Origin of the sequence: Streptomyces sp. NPDC000404, from assembly GCF_040300365.1 — a bacterium.
GTDB lineage: Bacteria > Actinomycetota > Actinomycetes > Streptomycetales > Streptomycetaceae > Streptomyces > Streptomyces ramulosus.
The window spans coordinates 35,743-56,421 of record NZ_JBEPDN010000023.1; the positions used below are offsets into that span (position 1 = coordinate 35,743).

The 20,679-nt window shown below is 71.0% G+C and carries 24 protein-coding genes; 8 read left to right on the plus strand and 16 right to left on the minus strand.

All coding sequences use genetic code 11. From position 1 onward, the window contains the following. Window positions 1-384: 384 nt before the first annotated feature. From ABT345_RS32665 to ABT345_RS32725, 13 genes are all read right to left on the minus strand, one after another. Window positions 385-606: a hypothetical protein gene (locus tag ABT345_RS32665; RefSeq protein ID WP_345078742.1), complete on the minus strand. Its 222-nt coding sequence runs from the start codon at window positions 604-606 to the stop codon at window positions 385-387. Next, window positions 607-1,101 (minus strand): hypothetical protein, encoded by a 495-nt coding sequence (locus ABT345_RS32670; protein WP_345078739.1) that lies wholly within the window; start codon window positions 1,099-1,101, stop codon window positions 607-609. A gap of 174 nt (window positions 1,102-1,275) precedes the next feature. Further along, window positions 1,276-3,741 carry a hypothetical protein gene (locus tag ABT345_RS32675; protein ID WP_345078736.1) on the minus strand — a complete coding sequence of 822 codons (2,466 nt, stop codon included), beginning with the start codon at window positions 3,739-3,741 and terminating at the stop codon, window positions 1,276-1,278. A 142-nt stretch (window positions 3,742-3,883) separates the two neighbouring features. Then, window positions 3,884-4,249: a hypothetical protein gene (locus ABT345_RS32680; RefSeq protein WP_345078733.1), complete on the minus strand. Its 366-nt coding sequence runs from the start codon at window positions 4,247-4,249 to the stop codon at window positions 3,884-3,886. A gap of 110 nt (window positions 4,250-4,359) precedes the next feature. Continuing rightward, complete coding sequence (locus ABT345_RS32685) at window positions 4,360-4,860, minus strand: WhiB family transcriptional regulator (RefSeq protein ID WP_345078730.1); 501 nt, start codon at window positions 4,858-4,860, stop codon at window positions 4,360-4,362. Between the two features lie 100 nt (window positions 4,861-4,960). After that, complete coding sequence (locus ABT345_RS32690) at window positions 4,961-5,380, minus strand: WhiB family transcriptional regulator (protein ID WP_425584423.1); 420 nt, start codon at window positions 5,378-5,380, stop codon at window positions 4,961-4,963. Between the two features lie 147 nt (window positions 5,381-5,527). Continuing rightward, the gene (locus ABT345_RS32695) at window positions 5,528-5,719 is read right to left on the minus strand and encodes a DUF5999 family protein (RefSeq protein ID WP_345078855.1); all 192 of its coding nucleotides are present in this window, start codon (window positions 5,717-5,719) and stop codon (window positions 5,528-5,530) included. Between the two features lie 339 nt (window positions 5,720-6,058). Next, window positions 6,059-6,187 carry a hypothetical protein gene (locus ABT345_RS32700; protein ID WP_345078727.1) on the minus strand — a complete coding sequence of 43 codons (129 nt, stop codon included), beginning with the start codon at window positions 6,185-6,187 and terminating at the stop codon, window positions 6,059-6,061. Beyond that, window positions 6,184-6,486, minus strand: a complete 303-nt coding sequence (locus ABT345_RS32705; protein WP_345078724.1) for a hypothetical protein — start codon at window positions 6,484-6,486, stop codon at window positions 6,184-6,186. Before ABT345_RS32705 ends, ABT345_RS32700 begins: the two co-directional genes overlap by 4 nt. Before the next feature lie 144 nt (window positions 6,487-6,630). Then, window positions 6,631-7,371, minus strand: a complete 741-nt coding sequence (locus ABT345_RS32710; protein WP_345078722.1) for a hypothetical protein — start codon at window positions 7,369-7,371, stop codon at window positions 6,631-6,633. 110 nt (window positions 7,372-7,481) lie between these two features. Then, entirely contained in the window at window positions 7,482-7,697 is a 216-nt protein-coding gene (locus ABT345_RS32715) for a hypothetical protein (protein WP_345078719.1), read from the minus strand. 41 nt (window positions 7,698-7,738) lie between these two features. After that, window positions 7,739-8,620: a hypothetical protein gene (locus ABT345_RS32720; protein ID WP_345078716.1), complete on the minus strand. Its 882-nt coding sequence runs from the start codon at window positions 8,618-8,620 to the stop codon at window positions 7,739-7,741. Between the two features lie 287 nt (window positions 8,621-8,907). Then, a complete protein-coding gene (locus ABT345_RS32725) occupies window positions 8,908-9,390 on the minus strand; it encodes a hypothetical protein (RefSeq protein ID WP_345078713.1) in 483 nt (160 codons plus the stop codon). A 143-nt stretch (window positions 9,391-9,533) separates the two neighbouring features. Between ABT345_RS32725 and ABT345_RS32730 the strand changes: the two genes are divergently transcribed. The 4 genes from ABT345_RS32730 to ABT345_RS32745 all read left to right on the plus strand — a co-directional run bounded on the left by ABT345_RS32730 (window position 9,534) and on the right by ABT345_RS32745 (window position 12,639). Then, entirely contained in the window at window positions 9,534-10,292 is a 759-nt protein-coding gene (locus ABT345_RS32730; RefSeq protein ID WP_345078710.1) for a GntR family transcriptional regulator, read from the plus strand. Beyond that, window positions 10,289-10,864, plus strand: a complete 576-nt coding sequence (locus ABT345_RS32735; protein WP_425584422.1) for a P-loop nucleotide/nucleoside kinase family protein — start codon at window positions 10,289-10,291, stop codon at window positions 10,862-10,864. Before ABT345_RS32730 ends, ABT345_RS32735 begins: the two co-directional genes overlap by 4 nt. A gap of 180 nt (window positions 10,865-11,044) precedes the next feature. Next, entirely contained in the window at window positions 11,045-12,079 is a 1,035-nt protein-coding gene (locus tag ABT345_RS32740; protein WP_345078704.1) for an AAA family ATPase, read from the plus strand. After that, window positions 12,076-12,639 carry a phosphotransferase-like protein gene (locus ABT345_RS32745; RefSeq protein ID WP_345078701.1) on the plus strand — a complete coding sequence of 188 codons (564 nt, stop codon included), beginning with the start codon at window positions 12,076-12,078 and terminating at the stop codon, window positions 12,637-12,639. The genes ABT345_RS32740 and ABT345_RS32745 overlap by 4 nt, the downstream gene beginning before the upstream one ends. A gap of 7 nt (window positions 12,640-12,646) precedes the next feature. On the opposite strand, the gene ABT345_RS32750 is transcribed toward ABT345_RS32745, so the two are convergent. Both ABT345_RS32750 and ABT345_RS32755 read right to left on the minus strand, forming a co-directional pair. Next, window positions 12,647-13,486, minus strand: a complete 840-nt coding sequence (locus ABT345_RS32750) for an NAD(P)-dependent oxidoreductase (RefSeq protein WP_345078697.1) — start codon at window positions 13,484-13,486, stop codon at window positions 12,647-12,649. Window positions 13,487-13,490: 4 nt separating this feature from the next. Beyond that, window positions 13,491-14,138, minus strand: coding sequence for an HAD family hydrolase (locus ABT345_RS32755; protein WP_345078852.1), 648 nt, complete (start codon window positions 14,136-14,138; stop codon window positions 13,491-13,493). A 91-nt stretch (window positions 14,139-14,229) separates the two neighbouring features. On the opposite strand from ABT345_RS32755, the gene ABT345_RS32760 reads away from it, so the two are divergent. Next, window positions 14,230-14,529: a helix-turn-helix domain-containing protein gene (locus ABT345_RS32760; RefSeq protein ID WP_345078694.1), complete on the plus strand. Its 300-nt coding sequence runs from the start codon at window positions 14,230-14,232 to the stop codon at window positions 14,527-14,529. 894 nt (window positions 14,530-15,423) lie between these two features. Here the strand turns inward: ABT345_RS32760 and ABT345_RS32765 are convergent. Next, window positions 15,424-15,951, minus strand: a complete 528-nt coding sequence (locus ABT345_RS32765; RefSeq protein WP_345078691.1) for a hypothetical protein — start codon at window positions 15,949-15,951, stop codon at window positions 15,424-15,426. A 68-nt stretch (window positions 15,952-16,019) separates the two neighbouring features. Here ABT345_RS32765 and ABT345_RS32770 point away from each other — a divergent pair, with 68 nt between their 5' ends. The 3 genes from ABT345_RS32770 to ABT345_RS32780 all read left to right on the plus strand — a co-directional run bounded on the left by ABT345_RS32770 (window position 16,020) and on the right by ABT345_RS32780 (window position 19,842). Continuing rightward, window positions 16,020-18,203 carry a hypothetical protein gene (locus ABT345_RS32770; RefSeq protein WP_345078689.1) on the plus strand — a complete coding sequence of 728 codons (2,184 nt, stop codon included), beginning with the start codon at window positions 16,020-16,022 and terminating at the stop codon, window positions 18,201-18,203. After that, window positions 18,200-19,021 carry a DciA family protein gene (locus ABT345_RS32775; RefSeq protein WP_345078686.1) on the plus strand — a complete coding sequence of 274 codons (822 nt, stop codon included), beginning with the start codon at window positions 18,200-18,202 and terminating at the stop codon, window positions 19,019-19,021. Before ABT345_RS32770 ends, ABT345_RS32775 begins: the two co-directional genes overlap by 4 nt. A gap of 83 nt (window positions 19,022-19,104) precedes the next feature. Next, entirely contained in the window at window positions 19,105-19,842 is a 738-nt protein-coding gene (locus tag ABT345_RS32780; RefSeq protein ID WP_345078682.1) for a hypothetical protein, read from the plus strand. Window positions 19,843-20,679 lie beyond the last annotated feature (837 nt).

A 20,679-nucleotide genomic window follows, 5' to 3' on the forward strand; every position in this document is an offset into this window, starting at 1 on the left:
TCGCAGCCATCGAAAGCGCTCCCGTATGAGGCGATCCCGAATCAGCCGGGCCATCCCCCGCGCCCTCGCTGCGGAATGCCGCGGGAACGGGTGCGGGCGGGGCGACGGGTGGCGCGGGGGTATCAAATGGGGATACCCGCCCGGATTCCGGTCCGCCGCCGTCCCCTTCCGGCCTCACGGAGCCGTTGGGCGCGAGGGCGGGGGCTGGTGGTACTGCGGGGGGCGGCAGGGAGCCGATCCGGGGGATCTCGTCGGACACGTGCCCTCCCTTCGTGGTGACAGCCGGTCACCGGGAGGAGGGCGCCTCGCACGCGTACATAGCACGCGTGGTTCGGACCCTGCAACCCAGGACTTCGGCGGTGATGATGATGATGACGGTGACGATCACGTGAGGTGAGTTCGGTAGATCCGCTCCAACTCACTGGAGATCGCGTTGAACGTATTTTTGTCGCCCGTTTTCCTGGCCTTTTGCAGGGCCGACACCTTCACCAAATCGAGCCAAACCCGCATGAACTTTTCGGGCGCCTCTTCTCCCTGCTTGTGCGCCTCTTCGAATTTCTCATTCCAGTAGGCCGCCTTTTTCGGCGACATCCCACCGATCTGCATTTAGGCGCCCTTCTGCTGCTTGAAGAAGTCGCTGAGAACCTGCGGGGCACCGGCCTGGTCGCTGTCGTTCTTGGCAGGCGCCAGGCGCTCCAGGGTGCGGTTCGCAGAATTCTGCGTGATCGCCGTGACCTTCCCCTTTCGCATGGCTTTTTTCAGGGCCTTTTTCTCCCGGTCTTCGGCGACTTTCTGCGGCTCGGTCTGCTCGTAGGCGGCGGCCGTACCGTTGATGGCCTTCGCCGCGTCCCGCATGGCCTTCGCGGCCTTCCGCAGCGGCTTGACCCGCTTCTTCGCACGCAGCGCCGCCGACCAGCGCATGTCCCCGTCGACGGGGCGCCCTTTCAGGTCTTCTTCGATGGCGTCGGCGAGGGCGTCGTAGCTCTGCGCGTCGGTCAGCAGCCCCGCTCGGTGCTGCGCCTGCCAGGACTCACGCGTTCCGTCCAGGCGCAGGGCCTGGACACCGGACGTCACGCGAGTCGCGATGTCCTTGCTGCTCATGGGGTTTCTCCTCTGCGGGGGGGATGCGCTCCGGATCGGGGGAGGGGGGTGAAGGCGGCTTTCGGCGCCTTCACCGGCGCCCAGGACACGTGTGTCGTCCTGGACACCGGTGGAGCCGTCGAATCAGCGACGTGCGGTCATACCTGTTGCATGCCGGGTGAGCAGTTCGCTGGTTCAGGTGAGGTACTTGTCGGCGTCCTCGGGGCGGAGCAGCCCGGCCTGGGACAGCAGTCGGATCGCGCGGGGCTGGTTGACGCTGAGCTCCGTCCGTACGCGCGAGATGGTGACGAAGCCGTTCTGGTCACGCGGCAGCTCCTGTACGTACGGGAGCAGTTCGGCGTCAGTACGGGCGCGTGTCGCTGTTCCGGTACGCGGCGCGGTGGCTGCCGTGGTTGTACGGGAGCGGGTGTCTGCCGTACCGGTACGGACGCTCGGGACGCCGTCGGCCGGGGCCGTACGGGCGATGACCGTCCTGGTACGTGCTCCTCCTTCGTACGCGGCGGCGCTGGTACGGCCGGAGTGCTCCGTACTAGTACGCGCGGTCCCGTTCGAAGCGACCTGTACGTCGCTTGTACGGTCGCTGTACGCGCTGGTCACGCGCGCTTTCGCCGTCGCCGGGGCGGTGGCGGGCGGGGTGCCGTGTACAGGTTCTGTACGAGCCGCGTCGGAGGTCGTGCGGGGAGGTGTCGTACCGGTTGCCGGGCCGTACGAGTCCGTACCGGACGGGCTCGTGCGGGCGTGCTGCGTACCAGTCGGGGCGTCCGTACGAGCGGCCGTCCCGGGAGTCGTACTGGTGCGTCCGTCCGCTCCGGCGTCCGTGTCCGTACCGCTGTCGGCGTCCGTACCGGTGTCGTGCATGAGGGAATGGACGCGCCAGATGACGACGACGAAGATCAGTACGACGAACGTCGTCAACAGCCACGGGGCCGACTGGCCTTCCTTGACGAGGTGGGCCTGCTCGGACAGGTGGTAGGTGACGTTCGCGGACGCCATCAGCGCGAGCGCCGCTCCGATGTCCTTCTTGGTGCGGAACGCGGTGACGCAGTAGACGTCGATCGACACCGGCAGGAGCGGTGCGACGTATTCGTTGATGCCGACCATGTGGGCCAGTTCGTACTCGCCGGAGGCGGCGAGACCGACGCCGGCGGCGAGCGCGACCCAGGGCGCTGTCTTCCATGCCGTGCGGCTGACGTGGTGGTGCCAGCCGCGCCAGCGGGAGTTGGCCCGCTTGGCTGCGCGGGCCTCGTCGAGCAGCCGGCGGGCGCGGGCCTCGTCGGCCTGCGCCCGGTCGGTGATGCCCTTGGCCTTCTTCTCCGCCTCCGTCGTGATGCGGTCAGCCTCCTTCTGCGCGGCCTCCCTCAGCTGTGCCGCGACGGTCTTGGCTTCCTCCCGCAGCCGCTCGCGCTGCTTGTCGCAGGCCGCCTTGAGCCCGGCGAGTTCGTCCGTGAGGGCCTTGCGCCGGTCGGCGGCCTCCGCGTCGAACGTCTCGGTGAGTGCGCGCAGCTTCTCGCGCAGTTCGGTGCGGGCCTGCTCGGCCTCGGTGTGGGCGGCGGTGACGTGGGTATCGGCCTCGCGGCGCCGCTCGTCGGCGGCCTGGACCGCGTCCGCGTACAGCTGCTCGGCCTCTGCCCGTCGGGCGTCGTACTGAGCGGCGGCCGTCTCGGCGAGCTTGGCGAACCGCTCGCGTGCCTGCTCCTCCTGCTGCTGGGCTGCGGCCAGCAGGTCGTCGGCCGTCTCCTGGGCGCGGGCGAGGATGGTGCCGGCCTCGGTGCGGCGCTGGTCGACCAGGGTGCTGAGCTCGGCGAGGTCGTTCTCCGCCAGGTCGCGGAGTTCGGCGACGGCCTTCCCGGTCGCTTCGCGGTCGGCGGCGGCCAGGTCGGCGAGGTCGGCAACTTGCGCGCGGGCCGCGGCAAGGAGCCTGTCGACCTCGCCGCGGGCCTCCTCCAGGAGCTGGTCGGCGTGGGTGGTGGCGCGGGTGCGGGTCTCCTTGGCGGTGCGCTCGGCGGCGGCGAGGAGTTCCGCGCGTGTGGTCTCCGCCTCGGCGCGGACCTTCATGGCGGCCTCGGCGGCCTCGATGCGGACGTTGTCGGCCTGGGCGGCCGCTGTGGCGGAGGCCTCTTCGGCCCGGCGACGGGCGACGGCGAGGATCTGCTCGGCCTCGCCGGTCGCCGTCGCGGTGACCGTGTCGGCGTCCTGACGTGCCGTGGCGAGCAGCTGCTCGACCGTCGCCTCGGCGTCTACGCCCGCGGCGGTCGCAGCCTCCGTACGGATCTGCTCGGCCTTCGTCTGAGCGTCGGTGAGGATCCGGGCCCGCTCGGCCCTCGCTGCCTCGGTGATCGAGGCAGCCTCGCTGCGTGCGCCGTCCAGCAGTTCGTCGGCGCGGGACTGGCTGTCGGTGATCAGGTGGGTGGCGGTGTCGGCCGCCAGGTCCCGGATGTCGGCGGCGCGGTCGGCGGCGTCGGCGCGGACCGGGTCGGCCGACGGGAACACCAGGGGGACGTCGAGCTCGGTGTCGGGGGCGGTGGTTTGGGTGGGGATCGCGGTCGGCGTCGGCGCCGCCTTGGCGGGCCTGGTGGCGCGGGGCTTCGCCGCCGGGGCGGCGGGCTTGCGCTTGCGGCGCGTGGCGGTCTTGGTGGCCACGGGGAGTCCTCTCTTACATCTGGCGCCTCGGTTCGGAGTCGCCGCGGCCGGGGGAGTCGGCCGGTAGGGTCATGGACAGGCCCGCCGGGGCCCCGGCAATACGAGTGCCGGGGGCTCGGCGGGCCGTCTGTTGCTGGGGTGTTCAGTTGACGTGGCGTCCGTTGCGGATGACGGCGGTGCCGTCCTTGAGCGTGAGGTCGGTGATGACCGGCGAGAGCGTGGTGCCGTCGAGCGCGCGGCGGGTGTAGGCGACGTCCCACATGCTCCTGAGCCGTCGCACCTCGGTGGCGAAAGCGGGCTCCAGCGCGGCAACGGCCTCCTTGGCCCGCTCCTCGGTCGGCAGATAGAGGCTGCCGGCGGAGTCGTTCAGGCCGACCAGGAGCAGGTCACGCAGCTCGAATCCGCGCAGGTCCAGCAGGCTGAACACCGGCTCGGTCGACCCGGTGGTGATGACGTTGTTGGCGTGGCGCGTGTACCAGGGCTTCTGGGCAAGCTTGTCGAAGTCCATCTTCGTGGCTCCTTGGTGTGGTGGGCCGGGCTGTCCGGCTCCCTGCGACCCGGCCCGCTCGCCGCCGGGGCGTGTGCGGGCCGAGGAGGCAACCAGCAGACGGGCAGTGATCATGCGGCGCGGGTCCAGCCGGCGCGGCGGCGCCGGGCCGCCCGCAGCTCCCGCAGCTCCTCGACCGCCGCGGGCCTGTGGGCGGCGCGGATGGTGGTGTTGAGGGCGCGGATGCGGCGCCGCTCTTCGTCGCCGCGGTCGAGGAAGGCGTGGTCGGCGGCGGTGGCGCGGAGGATGCTGTCGCGGTGGCGCTTGCGGCGGGCGCGGAGTTCGGCGCCGGTGAGGCCGCCGCGGACCATGTCGGGGGCGGCGTTGGGGGCGTCGAGGCGGAGGGCGATCTCGCGGCACTGGGCGAGGACCGGGCAGCTCTCGCAGATCGACTTGAGGTCGATGCTGCGGGCATCCCACTCGGCGCCGGGCTCGCCGTCGGCGCGGAACCAGTCCTGCCGCTGGTCGGCGGGGGTGTTGTGCGGTGCGCAGCTGGCGTGGGCGTCGACGTCGGTCTGGAGGTGGGGGAGCCGGGTGCCGCGGGCGCGGGCGGGGGACATGAGCGTGGGCATGAGGCGGGCCTTTCAGGTGAGGCGGGGCTCGGGTGGGTGGTTGTCGCCGGGCGGCGACAATCGTCGGGTCGCTGGCCTGCGGTGATATGCGTGCAGGGCTTCAGGCGGCGTCGCGGGCGGCGCGGCGGAGGCCGCGGCGCCCGAGGACGCGGTCGCGGGCGTCCATCCCGCCCCAGATCCCGTCGGCCTGACAGGTCTCCAGCGCCCACGCCAGGCAGGTGGCGGAGACGGGACACCTGGCGCAGACGGCCTTGGCCTGGGCGACCTGGTGACGGTTCTTGCCGACAGGGAAGAACAGGTCGGGGTCTTCACCGCGGCAGGCGCCGCGGGCCCGCCAGTTGCTGGTGGCGGGGAGCGCGGTGGCGGGCGGGGTCTTGGTGATGCGGACGGGGACGATGCGGGTCATCGTGGTCTCCGTACGGTGCGTCGAGGCGGCGGGCGGTTTGAGGCGGCCGGTGAGCGCCAGGGCGGCGATGAGGAGGAGCGGGCCGACCATGCCGAGCAGGTAGATGAAACGCATCAGGGGCCTCATTTCAGGTTGGGTAGCTGGTCAGAGCCGGGCGGGCAGCGTGCTGCTGGCCTGGCCAAGGTCCGGTCTGTCCGGCTCCCCGTCACCGCGCGTCCCGGCCGCCGGTTCGGCGGTCGGTGCGGGCGGATCAGTCAGCCGTCAGGCCAGGGCCGCGACGGGGCGGTGCGGGGCGACGACCTGGCCGTCGGGGAGGAGTTCGCCGGTGTCCTCGAAGAGGAGGACGGCGTTGCAGAGCAGGCTCCAGCCCTGCTGCGGGTGGGCGGCCACGACGTGCGCGGCCTCGCGGTCCGGGCTGTCGGCCGTCGGGCACTCCGGGGTGTGCGTGCACAGCGAGTCCGGCAGCCGAGTGCTGGTCGTCGTGTTGGCGAGCGGGGTGCTGCTACGCATGAGCTCTCCTACGAGGGGAAGTCCGGAATGGTCCCGGCCTGGGGGTGCGCGAAAGGCTGGCCGCCGAGCAGGTGCCGGAGCGGGGCCGCGGGGCGGCAGGTAGATGTCGCGGACCCGATGGCCGGCATCGACGGCCTGCTGCGCGAGCCGGTCAGCGGCGGCGAGCAGCAGGTGGGCGGCGGGGTGATCGAGTCCGAGACGGTGGAGGGCCCGCGCCGCCCGGTGTTGGGCGGCGCGGGCACAGTGAAGGAGAGAGATGGGAACTCCGGTGGCGGCGAGCGGCTATGTCTGGCGGCCGGTGCCGTTGCAAGCGGTGCACTGGGCGCGGTAGGTGCCCTGGCCGGTGTAGACGGTCTCGCCCAGTCCGCTGCCCCCGCATGCTGTGCAGGCGGGGGCAGGTGCCTCGCTCATCGGGTCACCGCGACACCGTTGCACCGGCAGCGGAAGTACTCGCAGAGCGGGCACACGTCGCCCGCGTACGGGGACGTGGTGGTGAGGCGGGTGCGCATCTCGGCGAGGGTGCGGGGCGCGCGGCGTCCGGCCGCGGCGGCCCGGCGGTCGCCTTCGCGGACGAGGTGGAGGAGGTGGGCGCCGAGCTGGCGGTCGCGGCCGGTGGGGCCGTCGGCGTCGTCTTCGCGCTCGATGCGGTCGATTTCGTCGTCGAGGCCTGCTCGCGTGCGGGTGGGTGTGGGTGCGAGGATGGCGGTCATCAGGGTCTCCTTGCAGGGTCCTGTGTCTGACAGCCCGGAGCTCCACCTCCGGGCTGTCGCCATGTGGCGGCTCGGACGAGCAGCCCCGAACCGCGGCCCAGCGTGGGGTCGCGGAACGCGGCGGCTGGTACGGCGCGGGCCGTGTCAGCTGACGGCCCCGGTCAGGCGGGAGATCTTGAGGACGTGCGCGTCTTGCTCGTCGACCAGGCGGCGGACCCGCTCCTCCAGCGGCGGACGAGCCGCCAAGTCGACGAAGCGGCGCTCGCCGTATTCCCCGGTGTAGGCGATGTGCCAGTCCTTGGCATCCGGGTATCCAGCAGCCACCAGCGCCGCGTCGCGCTCCATGGCGGTGTAGGGGTGCCGCCGACGGGCGTTGGCGATCTTCTCCGCGCACTCGTCGAACGCGACGGCGGTGACCATCGCGCTGTCCTGCGCGTCGATGAGGCGGGACAGCGCGGAGCGCCACTCCGCGGCTGCGTTGGGGTCGCGGAGGTACTCGTAGCGAAGGGACAGGTCCTCGAGAGCCTGCTCGTAGTTCGTCCAGAGGGCGCCCGCGCTGGCGGCAGCCTTCTTGAGGCTGGCGATGTAGGCGGCGTCATCCCACGCCTCCCGCGCCTGGTGGTACATCTCGAACAGGATGCGGCGGGCCGCCTCGCGGATGCGGTGCTCGCCCGGGTCATCGGGCTCGGATACGTAGCTGAGCTTCGGGTCGTCGTGCGTGGACGGCATGGCCGGCCGCTGCTCCCGGCCGGTGAACGGCGCGAACGTGAAGCTGAGCTGGGGGGTCGTGTCGATGGTCTTGAGGTTCTCCGGGAGGTACGGGGCGAGGCGGCCGAGGATCTCCTTCATCTCGGTCGAGGTGGCCTGGAAATCGGTGAGTGTCACGGGGGGGCTCCTTCGTGAGTTGCCTGCTTGACTCCTGCCGTCGAGCAGCCACGGAAACAGCCGCCGCCCGAAGATGCGGGCGGCGGCCGGACCGTGGTGGCTCGCGCGGGTTAGCCGTTGAGGATCTCGTTGAGGGCGTCGCAGGATTCGCGGGCAGCCGCGGCGACCTCCTTGGACACCTGAGCGTTGCTCCAGTGGATGCCTGCGGCGTCGTGATGTCCCTTGGACGCGAGGTGGTCCGCGATGCGGCGGGAGCCGGCGGCGTCCTCGTCGTACTCCTCGGCGATCTGGTTGCGTTCCTGCTCGGTGTAGCGGCGCCAGGCCATGTCGGTGTCCTCTCGTCGAAGGGGGTGAGTGTTCGAGTGGGTCAGGTGCGGGCGGCTTCGCGGCGGAGGACCTCGAAGAGAGCCCCAATGCGGGCGTCGAGCGCGGCGCGCTCGAAACGGTCGAGCTTCCGGTACTGGCCGGTCTTGTGGTCCTGCAGCTCAAGCAGCGTGGCGTCGAGCTCGTCCCGCACACGCCGCTCGTCCGCGCGGGTGACCGCGGGGACGTACCGGGCGACTTCGGCAGCCCGCCGCGAGGGGAGGCTGCGGGCGCGCTCCCACTCGGCCCGGCGTGCTTCCTGCTCAAGTCGGGCGGCGGCCTTGCGGCGCTCCGGCTCGTCCTGCTGGATCAGGACGTAGATCTGACCGAGGCGCCGTCCGTCCGCGCATGTGAGCGGCTTACCGTGCTGGTCGCGGACCCGCTTGGAGCAGGCGGCGCAGCGGCGGCGGTGGAGGTCGTACGCCTTGTGGGCGCCAGCGGCGGTACGCGGGCCGGGGGCGACGCGGTTGAGCGGCGGGGTCGGCGGGGTCTTCGGCTTGCGACGGACGGCGGTGGCTCGGCGGGCGGCCACGGACGCGGCGGCTTCCGCAGTCTTGCGGCCCCACTCCTCCGGGTCGGCGTCCAGGATGACGCGCCGGTCGCTGCCATCACAGTTGTGCGGGCAGCTGTGCGGTCCGTCCTTCGGCGTGCGGCAGCGGCAGTTGCTGTGCGGGACGAGCTTGGGGGCGGCGACGCCCGAGACGGGGCACCAAGTACTGCAGGTGGGACAGAGCAGGGAGAGCTCGCCGGGGAGCAGGTTGATCTGGTGGAACGGGAGGGTGCTGAGGCGGAGCGGGGGCTGGCCGGAGGTGCTCCGGGTCCGCACCCGCAGTCGACGCCGGGGCTTGTGAGAGGCCTGAGGCGTGGGCTGGGTCTTGGTCGACATCACGAACTCCTGGGAACGGTTGGTGCGGAGTGGCGTAGTGGGTTGTCGACCGGCCCGGGCACGGTGTGGCCGGGCAGGCGGACAATCCACCAGCGGTGGTGTGTCGTACGGAGGTGCTGCGCAGAGTCCCGGCCCGGGGATTGAAATCGACCCTTGACCGTGGCGTGTAAGCCCTGGACGTCTGCGGTGGTGCGTAGGGATTCGGCTCTTGGTCCGGCTCCCTGATCAGCCACCACCTGGCGGTGGGGACTGGTGAGGGAGCCGGGTCCGGTGTGGACCCGGCGGTCTCAGGCCGCGAGCGGCAGATCGGCGGTGCCGACCGGCGGCGTCCGCAGGAATTCGACGACCTCTGCCTCCGGCACCTGTGTTCGGGCGAGGTTCTCGAACGCCTCGAAGTCCGCTGTGTCCCATCCGGCGCAGTCGCCGTGCTGCGCCCGGAACTCCTCGGGCGTACGGGCCGCCGGCTGCGGGGAGAGGGAGTCGAGGATCGGTTCGGTGAAGTCGAAGTCCGCGAGGTCTCCGGTCGGCCGGAGACCGACGACCTCCTCCTGCAGCCCCGCCATCTCCTCGATGACCCGGGCGACCTCCGCCTCCAGCCACGCCCAGTCGGGCAGGGAGTCCTGCTGGACGGCTCGGAGCCACACCTCCTGGGCGATGTCGTGCCGGTCGTCGAGGCGACGGCTCGCCAGGGCGAGGAGGTTGCCCACGTGAGCAGTGAGACGGCCCGAGTAGCGGACGTGCAGGTCAGCGAAGGCGGTGGTGGCGTTCACGACGGGGTCCTCCCGATTGTCGGTGCGTTCTCGCGGTGGTGCTCACTCGCCGTTCGCGAGCTACATCAGGTTGCATCAGGTAACCTCAGGTGTCAAGCGGTATAGTGAGGCACCCAGAAAAAATTCGAAGGAGGCGAAGGCACATGTCAGGGCCACCCCGAGCCGACAATCGGCCGCCGTACGCGCGCATCGCGGGCCACTATCGCGACCTGATCAGTTCCGGGAAACTCTCGCCGGGCGACCTCCTGCCCAGCATCAAGAAGCTGGCGACCAAGTGGGAGGTCAGCACAGCGACTGCAGACCGGGCGATGCGACTGCTGCGCGAAGAGAAGCTCGTGCATGGCATCCCGGGCGTCGGCACCCAGGTAATGGCACGCCCCATCTCCTTGTCCTCCGGAGCGGAGCGACACGACCGCAGCAGCAAGACGCAGTCGTCGTGGGGAGTCGGCGAGAAGTCGTCCGGCCACACCGCCGGCATAGTCGAGGCTCCTGAAGACGTCGCTCACGTACTGGGCATTACGCCTGGTGACGACGTGATTCGCCGTAGCCGCGTCTACCGGGACGGTCATGGCATCGTCTCCCACTCCGTGTCATGGCTCCCCGCAGAGTTCGCCCAGGCCGTACCCGAGCTGGCTCGGAGCGAGCGGCTAAAGGGCGGGCTGTCGCTCGACTTGATCGCTCGGGCTACCGGGCGGCACGTCGTGAAGCGCGTGGATGAGGAGACGGCTCGCATCGCAACGGAAGGCGACCTCGAGCTCTTGGAGCTGGAAGCTGACACCGTCGCGGCGATCCTTGTGCTGACCGCGCGCTTCCTGGACGCCGACGGGGAACTTCTCGAGTACGGCGTGGACTTGGGCGCGCCGGGCCGCACCCGTCGTACGACGTCAGAGGTGCTGCGGTGACTACGCGGAACGTCACCGGCCCCGCGCCTCGCGCAATCCTCATGTCTGGTCTCCAGGGCTCTGGCAAGACGACCCTCGCCCGCGCACTGGAGGAGGCAGGAGTCCGTCGCCTGTGCCCGGATGAGGAGATGTTCCACCGCTACGGCCACTACGGCAGAGATTTTCCCCGCGGGCAGTTCAGGGTCCGGGAAGCGCCCGTCCTCAAGGACATCGCCCTTGAGCTCCAGGAACTCCTGGCAGCCGGACACGACACCGTCGTCGACCACGGCTTCTGGACTCCGGAAGAGCGGGCTCAGTGGGCAGCAACCGTGATGGAGGCTGGCGGCGAACCCGTTCTCATCTACTTGCCCGTGCCGCATGAGGTGCGCTGGGGCCGAATCCGGAAGCGCAACGAGCGATCGCTGGTCGACGCGAACAGCATTGAGTTCAGCGAAGAGGATCTGCTGCGGCATGCCGGCCGTTTTTACCCACCGACCGATGATGAGCCCCACATCGTGTATGACGGTCACCCGGAGAATGTGCTGGCGGAGCTCCGCCGTGCACGCCCCTCCACGGATGGCAGTCGACATTGACTTCCACCTCCCACTCGCGACACCAGGCGGCTGTTGGCCGTCTTGTGGGTGCCATCACACTCGCGGAGGCCGGATCACGACATCACAGAGCCTTGTCGAGGCTCATGCGCATCAGCGTTCACTGATTTTCAACATTTGCGTACACATGAGAATTCGGGCGGGGGCCCTAGGCTCGCGGCCATGATGGTGGAGGGGATTCGGGTGGCGAAGCACCGGGCGGGATGGGTGCCGGACCGACTGCGGGAGCAGCGTGAGGCGCATGGTCTGACGCTGGAGATGGCTGGTGAACGGCTTCGTCAGGTCGCGGAGCAGGCGAAGTTGAAGGGCATCCCGGCTGCGAATGCTCAGACGTTGTGGCAGCACGAGCAGGGCGAGGTCTACCCGGGGCCGCACTACCGTCGCAGCTACTGCTTGCTGTACCGGGCGACCGAGCCCGATCTCGGCTTCCGCAACGCTTTGCCGGGTGAGGAGAGCACCTTCAAGCTGACGCCGTCGGACGACCAGGTGACCGGCGCGCACGTTCTGGCCGTCGAGCGTGCGGTGCACCGCATCGCGCCGGGCAGCGATGACGCCGACCACGTCGCGCTGCAGCAGCGGATCATTGACGCGTGGAAGCGGCGGCACACCGGCGGGGATCCGCACCGCCCGGTCCTGATCCTCGTCGGCGGCTACGCCGGCAGCGGGAAGACGGAGTTGGCCCGGTTCCTTGTGCAGTTGACCGGCTGGCCGCTGCTCGACAAGGACCCGTTGACGAGGCCGCTCGTTGAGCGGCTCCTGGTCGCGCTCGGCGGGGACCCGAACGATCGGCACACGAGCCTCTACCGCGAGAAGGTCCGGCCGGTGGAGTACGACTGCCTGATGCAGTCCGCGATGGCCAACATCACCTGTGGCATCTCCACTGTGCTGAGCGCGCCGTTCATCGCCGAAATGACTAGCGCGGCCTGGATGCAGCGTCTGACGAACCGCGCCAACTCCCTCGGCGTCGATGTCTACCCGATCTGGGTGCGCTGCGATGAGGAGTCGATGAAGGAGTACATCGGCTTTCGCTCCGCCGCCCGAGATGCCTGGAAGCTCCAGCGCTGGGACGAGTACATGGACACGATCGACTTGGACCTGCGGCCGGCGGTTCCGCACTTGGTCGTCGACAACCAGCTCGGTGGCGCGGTCTCGCTCGCGGACCAGGCCCGGCAGGCGATGGGTGCGGTGTTCGCATGACCCGGCAGGGCGTCGTTCTCTACGGTCCTCCGGCGGCGGGCAAGGACACGGTCACCACGGCGCTCGCCGAGGTGAACTCCCGGTACGCGCAGTTTGAGCGGCTCAAGGTCGGGACGGGCAAGTCCGCGGGTTACCGGATGGGTGCGTCGGAGCAGTTGCACGAGCTGGAGGCTGCGGGCGACGTCGTCTACGCGAACGTCCGGTACGGCAACACCTACGTGATCGACCGGCCGGGTCTGGATGCGGCGTTCGCGGTGGGGGTGCCGGTGGTGCATCTCGGGCAGGTCGACGGCATCCGGGCCCTGGTCGACGGCTACTCGGCGGGCTGGTTGGTCGTGCTGCTGTGGTGCCCGCGCGAGGTGACCGCGCAGCGGTCCGCCGCCCGCGGTGATACCGATACTGGCGCGCGGCTGGCGGCGTGGGACGCGACCCGCGAGGACCTGGACGCGCACCCGGACTTCGACTGGGACCTGACGGTGGACACGACGGCGGCGGCGCCGCAGGAAGCGGCGCGGCTTATCGACCGGCTGGTGCGGCGGGCGGGAGCGGCGTCGGCATGAGCGCGGGTTACGGCTGGGTGAGGCGGTCGAGGGCGTCGGTGAGCGTGAGCTCACCGTTGTCCTTGGCGTCGTGCCAGCGTGCCAGCGTGGCTGCGGCTGCGCGCAGCATCTCCGGCGGGAGGCCGGCGGCCTCGAGCGTGTCGGCGGCCTCTTCCAGTTCGGGGCCCCAGCGCCAGGCGCGGGCGGCGGTCTTGGCGACGTACTGCGGTTCGGAGAGGTACGAGTCGGTGCGTCGGGAGGCGACCTCGATGAGCTCCTGGTCGACGTCGTGCTCGCGGGCCATCCCGATGGCGAGCGCCACCAGCACTCGGCTGGTCTTCTGGAAGGACGCGTACGACAGCTTCAGCGCGGACGCCTTCCCGACCTTCGCGCCCAGCACCGCGGTCCGGACCGCGGTGCCCGCGAACAGCGCCTCGACACGCTCGGTCGCGGCGGGCGGGCCGGACAGGTACAGGGTCGGCGACTTGCCGCGTACCGGCGGGGACCCGACGACGACGCCGTCGACAACGGTCGCATCCGGGGCGAGCAGCACGGCGATCCGCTGCGTGCGCTCGGGGGCGATAGCGTTCGCCTCCACGAACACCCCGGCGAAGCCGTGCTCGGCGACGTCGCGAGCGAGGTCCTCGGCGGCGGCCGGCGGGCAGAGGCTGACGACGATGTCGCTGCGGTCCAGCAGCTCAACCAGCGTCGGCACCGACGTCAGGCCGGCCTGGGCGGCGCGCTCAGCGGATGCGGGGCTCCGTCCAGCCTCGCACCAAAGGACCTCGGTGGCGTTGGTCGCGGCGCAGGCGGCGACGGCGGCGCCCATGCTTCCGGGGTGGAGGATGCCGACGGTCGGCTGGTCCATGGCGCTACTCCGAGGTCGTGGTGAGCAGGAGGTCGATGGCGTCGGTGACGTCGTCGACGGCGTGGTGCGCGGCGCGGAGGCCGTCCGGCCAGGGGCGGCCGCGCAGCCAGATGGTGCGCAGGCCTGCTTCGTGGCCGCCGCCGATGTCCCCGGCGGGATTGTCGCCGATCATCCAGCCGCCATCCGCGAGGTTCATGCCGCAGCGGGTGACGGCGAGTTCGAAAAGCCGCGGGTCCGGTTTGCGGATCTCGAGGTCGCCCGAGACGGCGACGCCGTCGACCAGGTCGGCGAGGCCGGTCGCGGCGAGCTTGGCGCGCTGGATGTCGCTGGCCCCGTTGGTGATGATGCCGATCGTCCATGCGGCGGTGCGGAGTCGGGCCAGGCCCTCGAGGACCTCCGGGCGGGTGGTGACGGCGGCCGCCATGAGGTCGACGTAGTCCTGCCAGAGCTGTGCGGCAGGCTCGGTGCGCGCGAAGGCGGCACGGAACCGGGCGAAGTCCTCGGGGTGGGCGCGGTCGGCGAGTTCGGCGAGCAGCCATTGCTCGGCCGCCGCGGGGAAGCGGTGACGGCGGCTCAGGGTGGCCACGGCGTCGGTGAATGCGGCGTGGCGGTCGACGAGGGTGCCGTCGAGGTCGAAGAGGGCCAGCATGATGGTGACCCTATCGGCGTATCGCCAAGTGGTCTGCAACACCGCTCGCGTGGTGTATCTTTCAGGGTCACGGTGATCATGGGAGGGTTGGGTCATGGCCGATACGGACGCTCTGCGGCGAGTCGACGCCCTCGTGGGCGGCGTTCTGCCGCCTCCGCCCGTACGCCAGCGCCTACGTCGCGCTGCGGGACTCACGCAGCAGGAAGTCGCGGATGCCGTGGGCGTGAAGCGGCTCGCGGTAGCGCGCTGGGAGCTCGGCGAGACCCACCCGCGCCGTCCCCACCGGGCCGTCTACATGCACCTGCTCAGGCAGCTCGCCGAGCGGTTCCCGGAAGCCGCGGACCCGGATTCGGGCATGCCGACACCAGCCTCGGAATCAAGGGGGTCGGGATGACCTAGGTCATCGGCCGCGCGCGCCGTCAGGAGGACTAGCCACCCTCCGGCCTCGCGCGGCCCTTCCGCTCAGATCCCGGTTGCCGCCGGTTCTGAGCCGCGGCGTATCACGCCGCTGAATTTCCATCGGCCCCTCATCAGGGCCATACACAAAACCGCAGAACCCCTGCCAGGGGGTTCCGCACCCGTCTCGGCGGCCCTGCCAGGGGCTTCCGAGACATCCGAGTCACCACAAGAAACACCCCGAAGGGAGGTCGCCTCTGGATCGTCGGCCGCACCACCTATCCGTCGAAGTGGCCGCCGCCCACCAGGGCGCCGGACCACCTATCTAGCTAGGTAGGTACTCGTCATAGTGCACGACCTCGTGTCCCCTTGTCAGCTCTGCCATGTCCAGATGGCTGGTACTCACGTCCTCTATGTGACGGAAAACACGACTGACTGGCCGGTTTCTTCCGTCCCCGGCGCCTGCATGACTCGCTGTGCCGACCGCGTCCGCGGGGCCGTCGTCCCGCCTCCCGGGACTGAAAACGAGATCATTTCTCACCCGGTGGGAGCACCGACAGGTGTTCGGGCCGGCCGGGCTCTGTCCACAGGTCGCCCGGTGCAGGGTCGGCAAATGGATGACGAACTGCGGGGTCCGGGGGGTGTCCGCTTTCGCGTGTACACCGGCCCGATGACGACACAGACGACCTCGGGCCGTCGTACTACTTCCGCCGCTCCCGCCAGGCCGATGAGCGCCCTGGCGGCGCCGACCACCGCGTTCCCGCGCCTCCGCCCCGAGTTCCTCGGCGGGGCGTCGTGCCGTCGGCTGCGGTCGGTGCCGCCGCAGGCCGGTCCGATCGGTCCGCTGGAGCGGGGCGGTCCTCTCCAGCTCTCGTTCGTCTGGGCTGGGCGGTCAAGTAGCCGGTGCCGCCACCTTCTGTTCCACGAACGTCCATTGGCCTCCTGCTGCGGAGTACGGGGTGCCGGGGGGAACGGTCATCCACAGGGATCCGTCGTCCGCGACGAGGAGCATGCCCTGCGCGTGCAGGGAGTGAAGCGATTCACGGACGTCGCCTGCCGTGGAGCCGATCGATTCGGCGAGGTCTGCTCCGAGCTCGCTGTCCTGCAGGATCACGTCGAGGTGGCCGGCGGCTGCGAACGGGATGCGCGGGCCGTAGATCCCGCGGTACTCCAGCAGGATGCGCATCGTGGCTGCCTCCCCCGAGTCGGTCCCGAATGCCTCGGCCACCTTGCTCATCACCTCCTCATCCGTGCCTGTCGGCGTGTCCCACTCCTTGTAGTAGAGGCCCGGCGGGTTGAGGCTGTAGAGAGTCCTCGGGCGCGGCGCCTTGATGGGGCGGGGCCCGATTCGCTCGGCTGCGGCGGCGCGGCGCGCGGCCTCGCGGGCGCGGCGCACGGCGGGGTTCTTCTTGGAAGCCATGTCCTGCGCAACGAGCGGCGTGGCGGCGGGTTCCCCGTGCGTCGTTCGGGCCTGGGGGTGTCCCTGTGATGGCGCGGGCGGCAGCCGCCGCGTTGGACCGCCCCAGCGGAAAGCTCACCGGCGGCTCTGTCGGTGACGCGCTGGGGCGGAGGGAACGTCGGCTGCGGTCCGTCCCAGCGGGGCCGGTTCCGGAGCGGGCGGCGGGCCATCCGCTGTCCCTTGGTCGGGAAGCGCGCGCCCGTCTGCGCGGCGCGGTGCACGCGCTGCTGAACCTCGTCGGCCTGAACGACGTGTCGGATGCGGTACGCCTGGCGGTGCTGGTCCTGGCAGCGCGGACGCCGTCGGAGACCGGCGTGGTGGAGATCCGCGCCTCGGAGCTGGGCCGGTGGCTCGGGCTGTCGACGTCGTACGTGGCCTCCGAGGTGTTGCCGGTGCTGCGACGCTCGGGCGTGGTGTCGGTGGACACGGCGAAGGGCGAGTACGGCCAGGACAACGGCTTGGCGTGCCGGGTACTGCCGCTGTGGGCGGCACAGGACGTGGTCGGGAACCCGCTGGCGCTGGCGAAGAAGGAGTACGCGACGCTGCTGCGGCTTTTGGAGGCCGTGATGGCGCCGGGCTGGACGCACCGGGACGGGCGGGTCACCCCGGCCGGGCTGATCGGTACGCGTACCGGTCGGGGCGCGGCGACGGACCGGCTGGCGCTTCTGCTGCTGGTGCTGGAGGCGCGGGAGACCGGGCGGGTGCGGCAGTGCGGCGGGACGGTGGACAGCAAGCGCGGCCGTGCGGCAGCGACGCTGGCCCGGCTGCTGGGCTGCTCGGCGTCGGCTGCGGAGCGAGTGCTGGAACGCCTGGAGGACCGGGAGCTGGTGCTGCGGGTGCGGCTGAAGACGGGCTCGGGTCTGGCGAACCGGTCGCGGCTGATGGTGCCGGCGGTCGCCGCCGCGCACGGCCGTACGGTCGCCGACGACGTCCAGGGAGACCGTACGGAGGCCCCGGAGCCCGAGTTTTCAGACCCCGACGTTGCGGCAGGGCCCGTTGAGGCGCCGGACCTGGCGACGGAATCCCAGGTCAGCGGCGTGCCGGTGACGGATGAGGCGGATGTTGCAGAGCCCGACGTTGCGGCAGCCCTTCACACTGACCACCCTCACCTGCTTACTCCCGTCTCTTCTCCCGCTCTCTCTGGTGGCTTTTCCGGCGAAGGCCGTGGTGGGTCCGGTGATCTGCCGGACCTCGCGTGCGTGCGCGAGGACGGCCCGCTTCGCGGGGAACAGCAGGAGAAGTCCCCGGTCGGCGAAGGCGAGAACGGCGACCGCGGGCCGGTGGCCGGTGCTCCGGTGCGGGGCCTGGACGGCGAAGGTCAGAGCAGGCAGCAGCGGGGGAGGGTGCCCCTGCCGCCGGAGGATCTGCGGGTCGTCCTGGCCCCGGTCGACCTGGTGTGGGCTCGGCTGGAGCGTCCGGCTGCCCGCCGCCTGGTGGAGGCCGCTGCCCGCCGCGAGCTGGGCAAGGTGGTCGGGTTCGCCGGCCGCGCGGACGCGCCGCAGGTCCTCGCCGACCGGCTCGCCCGGCGCCTGGCCGACCAGATGCGGCTGGCCGGGCCGATCAAGGACCCGGTGGGCTGGCTGATCGGCCTTGCTCTGCCGCAGCGCCAGCTGTGCGCGGAGCCCCGGTGCGACGAGGGCGCACTGCTCGACTCCGGCCGGGACTGCCCGCGCTGCGAGGACCGGCAGCTCGACCGTCGCGTCCAACGCCGCGCAGTCGCGGCCGCCGTCGACGCCGCGATGCGCGGAGCCTCCGAGAGCGAGCGCCGCGCGGCCGTCGAGCAGCAGCTGCACCAGGACGTGACCGCCGAAGCGTGGGCCAAGGCGCGCCGGTGGGAGCAGATCCGGAAGCAGCAGGCCGCCGCTGCCAAGGCCTGCGCCGAAGCCGCGGCCGCCCAGCCCGCCGACGTCGTCGTGGGCGAGCCGGTGGTCCCGGTCGTGCTGCCCGCGCCCCGCCCGGCCGCCGCCCCGACCCCGGAGGTCGCGGACATCGACGACGACCAGGAGCTGGTCCTCGAAGACCTGACCCGTGAACAGGTGCGCAACTGGCGTGTGCGGGCGCTCAAGGACCACCAGGTGGTGTTCGACCACATCGACCGCTACGGCGAGCCGTCCGCCAGGCGCCTGTTCAGCAATCAGCTGGTCGACCAGGCGCAGCGCTTCTCCGGGCTCGGTCACCTCGGCCTCGGCTACACCCCGTGGGGGCAGGCGTGAGCGGCAGCGAGACGTCCGGCGTCGACCTGGCCCGGGTCGCGCTGCGGGCCGCGAGGGAAGCAGCCCGCGCCAACGGCGGCGGGCAGAAGGTGAAGGCGAAGCCGCGGCTGGTCCGTGCGGCGCGCCGCGATGGGCGCGAGCCGATGGGACTCGGGGCAGCGATCGGCGCGCTAGTCGCCGAGCGCGCGTGGGAGCTCCCGGCCGCCGGCGCGACGCTGCGCGAGCGGTGGGCGGCCATCGCCCCCGAGCTCGCCGGGCACGTCGCTGCCGTGTCGTACGACACCGACTCCGGCCAGCTCACCGTGTGCCCGGAGTCGTCAGCCTGGGCGACAAAGACCCGCTTGGAGCAGACCCAGATCATCGCGGCCGCCAACGACTCGGCGGGCCGGACGGTCGTCCGGTCCCTGCGGATCCTGGCGCCCGGCGCGGTGCCGGTGCCCGAGCCAGCCGACGTCGATCCGGAGCCCCCGACCGCACCCGCCGGGCCGCAGCGCACCCGGGAGACCGCCTCGGACGGCTACCGCCGCGCGCTCGCCGCGCACCAGGCCGTCGTGCCTCCGAGCCGCGTGGACCCGTCGATCGCAGAGGCAGTGGAGCGGCAGAACGCCGCGATGCGGGAGCTGAGCCGCCGCGCGTTCCCCGAGCCCGACGTCGTCCTGGACGATGCGCCGGCCCCGATCGAGCAGGTTCGCCTTCAGCGCCGCCGTCAGGCCGCGGTGACCGAGGCCGCCGCGCTGCGCCGGGCCCGCGCCGAACGAGCTGGGACGGCCGTGCCCTCGGCACCTCGCCCTCGACAGATGACGGGGGAGGTGGCGTGATCCGGCGCTCTGATCAACCACGTTGGTGGCATGGGCAGTTCGTGCCCTGCCGCGAGTGCGGGCTGGTGGCTACGCTGCCGGGTATGTCGAAGCATCGTCAGTGGCCGGGCCCGAAGGGGCAGTCGTACGTTGCCGCGCCGGAGCTCCCGTCGTACGACCGGCCACCGGCCTCGGACGTCACCATCGTCCGTCGCGACGACACCCAGGAGAGCAGGCCGGCCCTGGCTCCGAAGCTGTCCCGGGGCTCGTACGACCCCGCCCGCGCCAAGCCCCGGGAGAGGGCGGAGGCGGCGAAGAAGTGCGCCAGCTGCGACGGGACGTTCAAGGAAGGGCAGCGCAAGCAGCACCGGTACGACGCGTGGCGGCACCTGCCCGGCGAGTGCGCCCCGACGGCAGTGCAGCCGGTCCAGTGCCGCCCGACGGGCCGGAAGGTCCCCCTGCACGAGAAGGTCGCCCGCCGGTTCTGGATCCGCCGCCACTGCCCGGTCTGCGACGCGAAGGCGGGCCAGGACTGCACCGACCCGGGCGAGCCCGGCGGTAAGGCAGTCCGGCGTGAGCACGGTCATGACGAGCGGATCGAGCCGATCGTGAAGGAACGCGAGGCCGCCATGAAGGCCAAGAAGGCCCGCGAACCGGAGGACCGGCGCACTCAGCGGGGGAGCGCGAGCATGGTCCCCTACTACCGGCTGATGAAGATCTCCTGCCCGGTGTGCCACGCCAAGCCGGATGCCGAGTGCGCGCTGCCCGCCGGATCCCACCAGGCGAGGCTGGACATTCTCAACCGCTACCGAACCGGCAATGGCGGTCGCCGGCGCCGGTAGTCGACCGCGCTCAGACAGCGGGCGGATGGCCTGGAGGGGCGGGCTTCGGTCCGCGACTGGTGCGGGTCGACCGTGCGCTGGCATCCGCTGACGGTCTGCGCGAGGTGGCTGACGCAGCGCTTCGTCAGTCGGCTGGAGTCCAGGGCGGCTGCGGGGGCGACTGGGCGAGCGGGCCTGGCCGCTGGGGGGAGTGCTGTAACGGCAAGCGCCGACGCGGAACACCGATAGGCGGCTGGTCACAGTCGGCAGCCTGGGTAAAATATTTAGACACAAAAACGTGTAACGCCGCAGGTCAGAGGTCATTTGCTGGCTCTGATGGCCTGACTATCCGGCCTGAAGCTAGTATTCTTCTCCATATTGGGAGGGGGAGCCTCTCCCGCATGTGCGGTTGACCGGCACGGTCAGTGTGCATGCAAGAAGGCTCGGCCCCCGGCTGCAACCGGGAACCGAGCCTCCTGCAGTTATCGAGCCCGGTCGCCTAGTTACCGACCGGGCTCGCTGCATGTGCAGCGGTACCACGGTCCGACCGCGTTCGAGGGTGACCGCTCAGCGAGCCGAGCGATCTACTTCACCAGGGCGACAATCGCGACGAGCAAACTCGCCGCCGCCAGAAATACCTGCCATCTATCTGGCTGAGGCCACTTCTCGCTGCTGCCCGGCTTCTTCCAACTGATGCTCATAGCACCACCTCTTCCTCTCTCTCCCCCGAGCCTGCTGGCCAGGACCGGTAGGTCTGTGAACGTGCATTCCGGAGAGGTTTGGACGAGGCAGTGTCACTCTATCGACCTGTCACGAGCCGTGCAGCCAGGCCCAGTTGGGGCTGGCGGGGTGGCATAT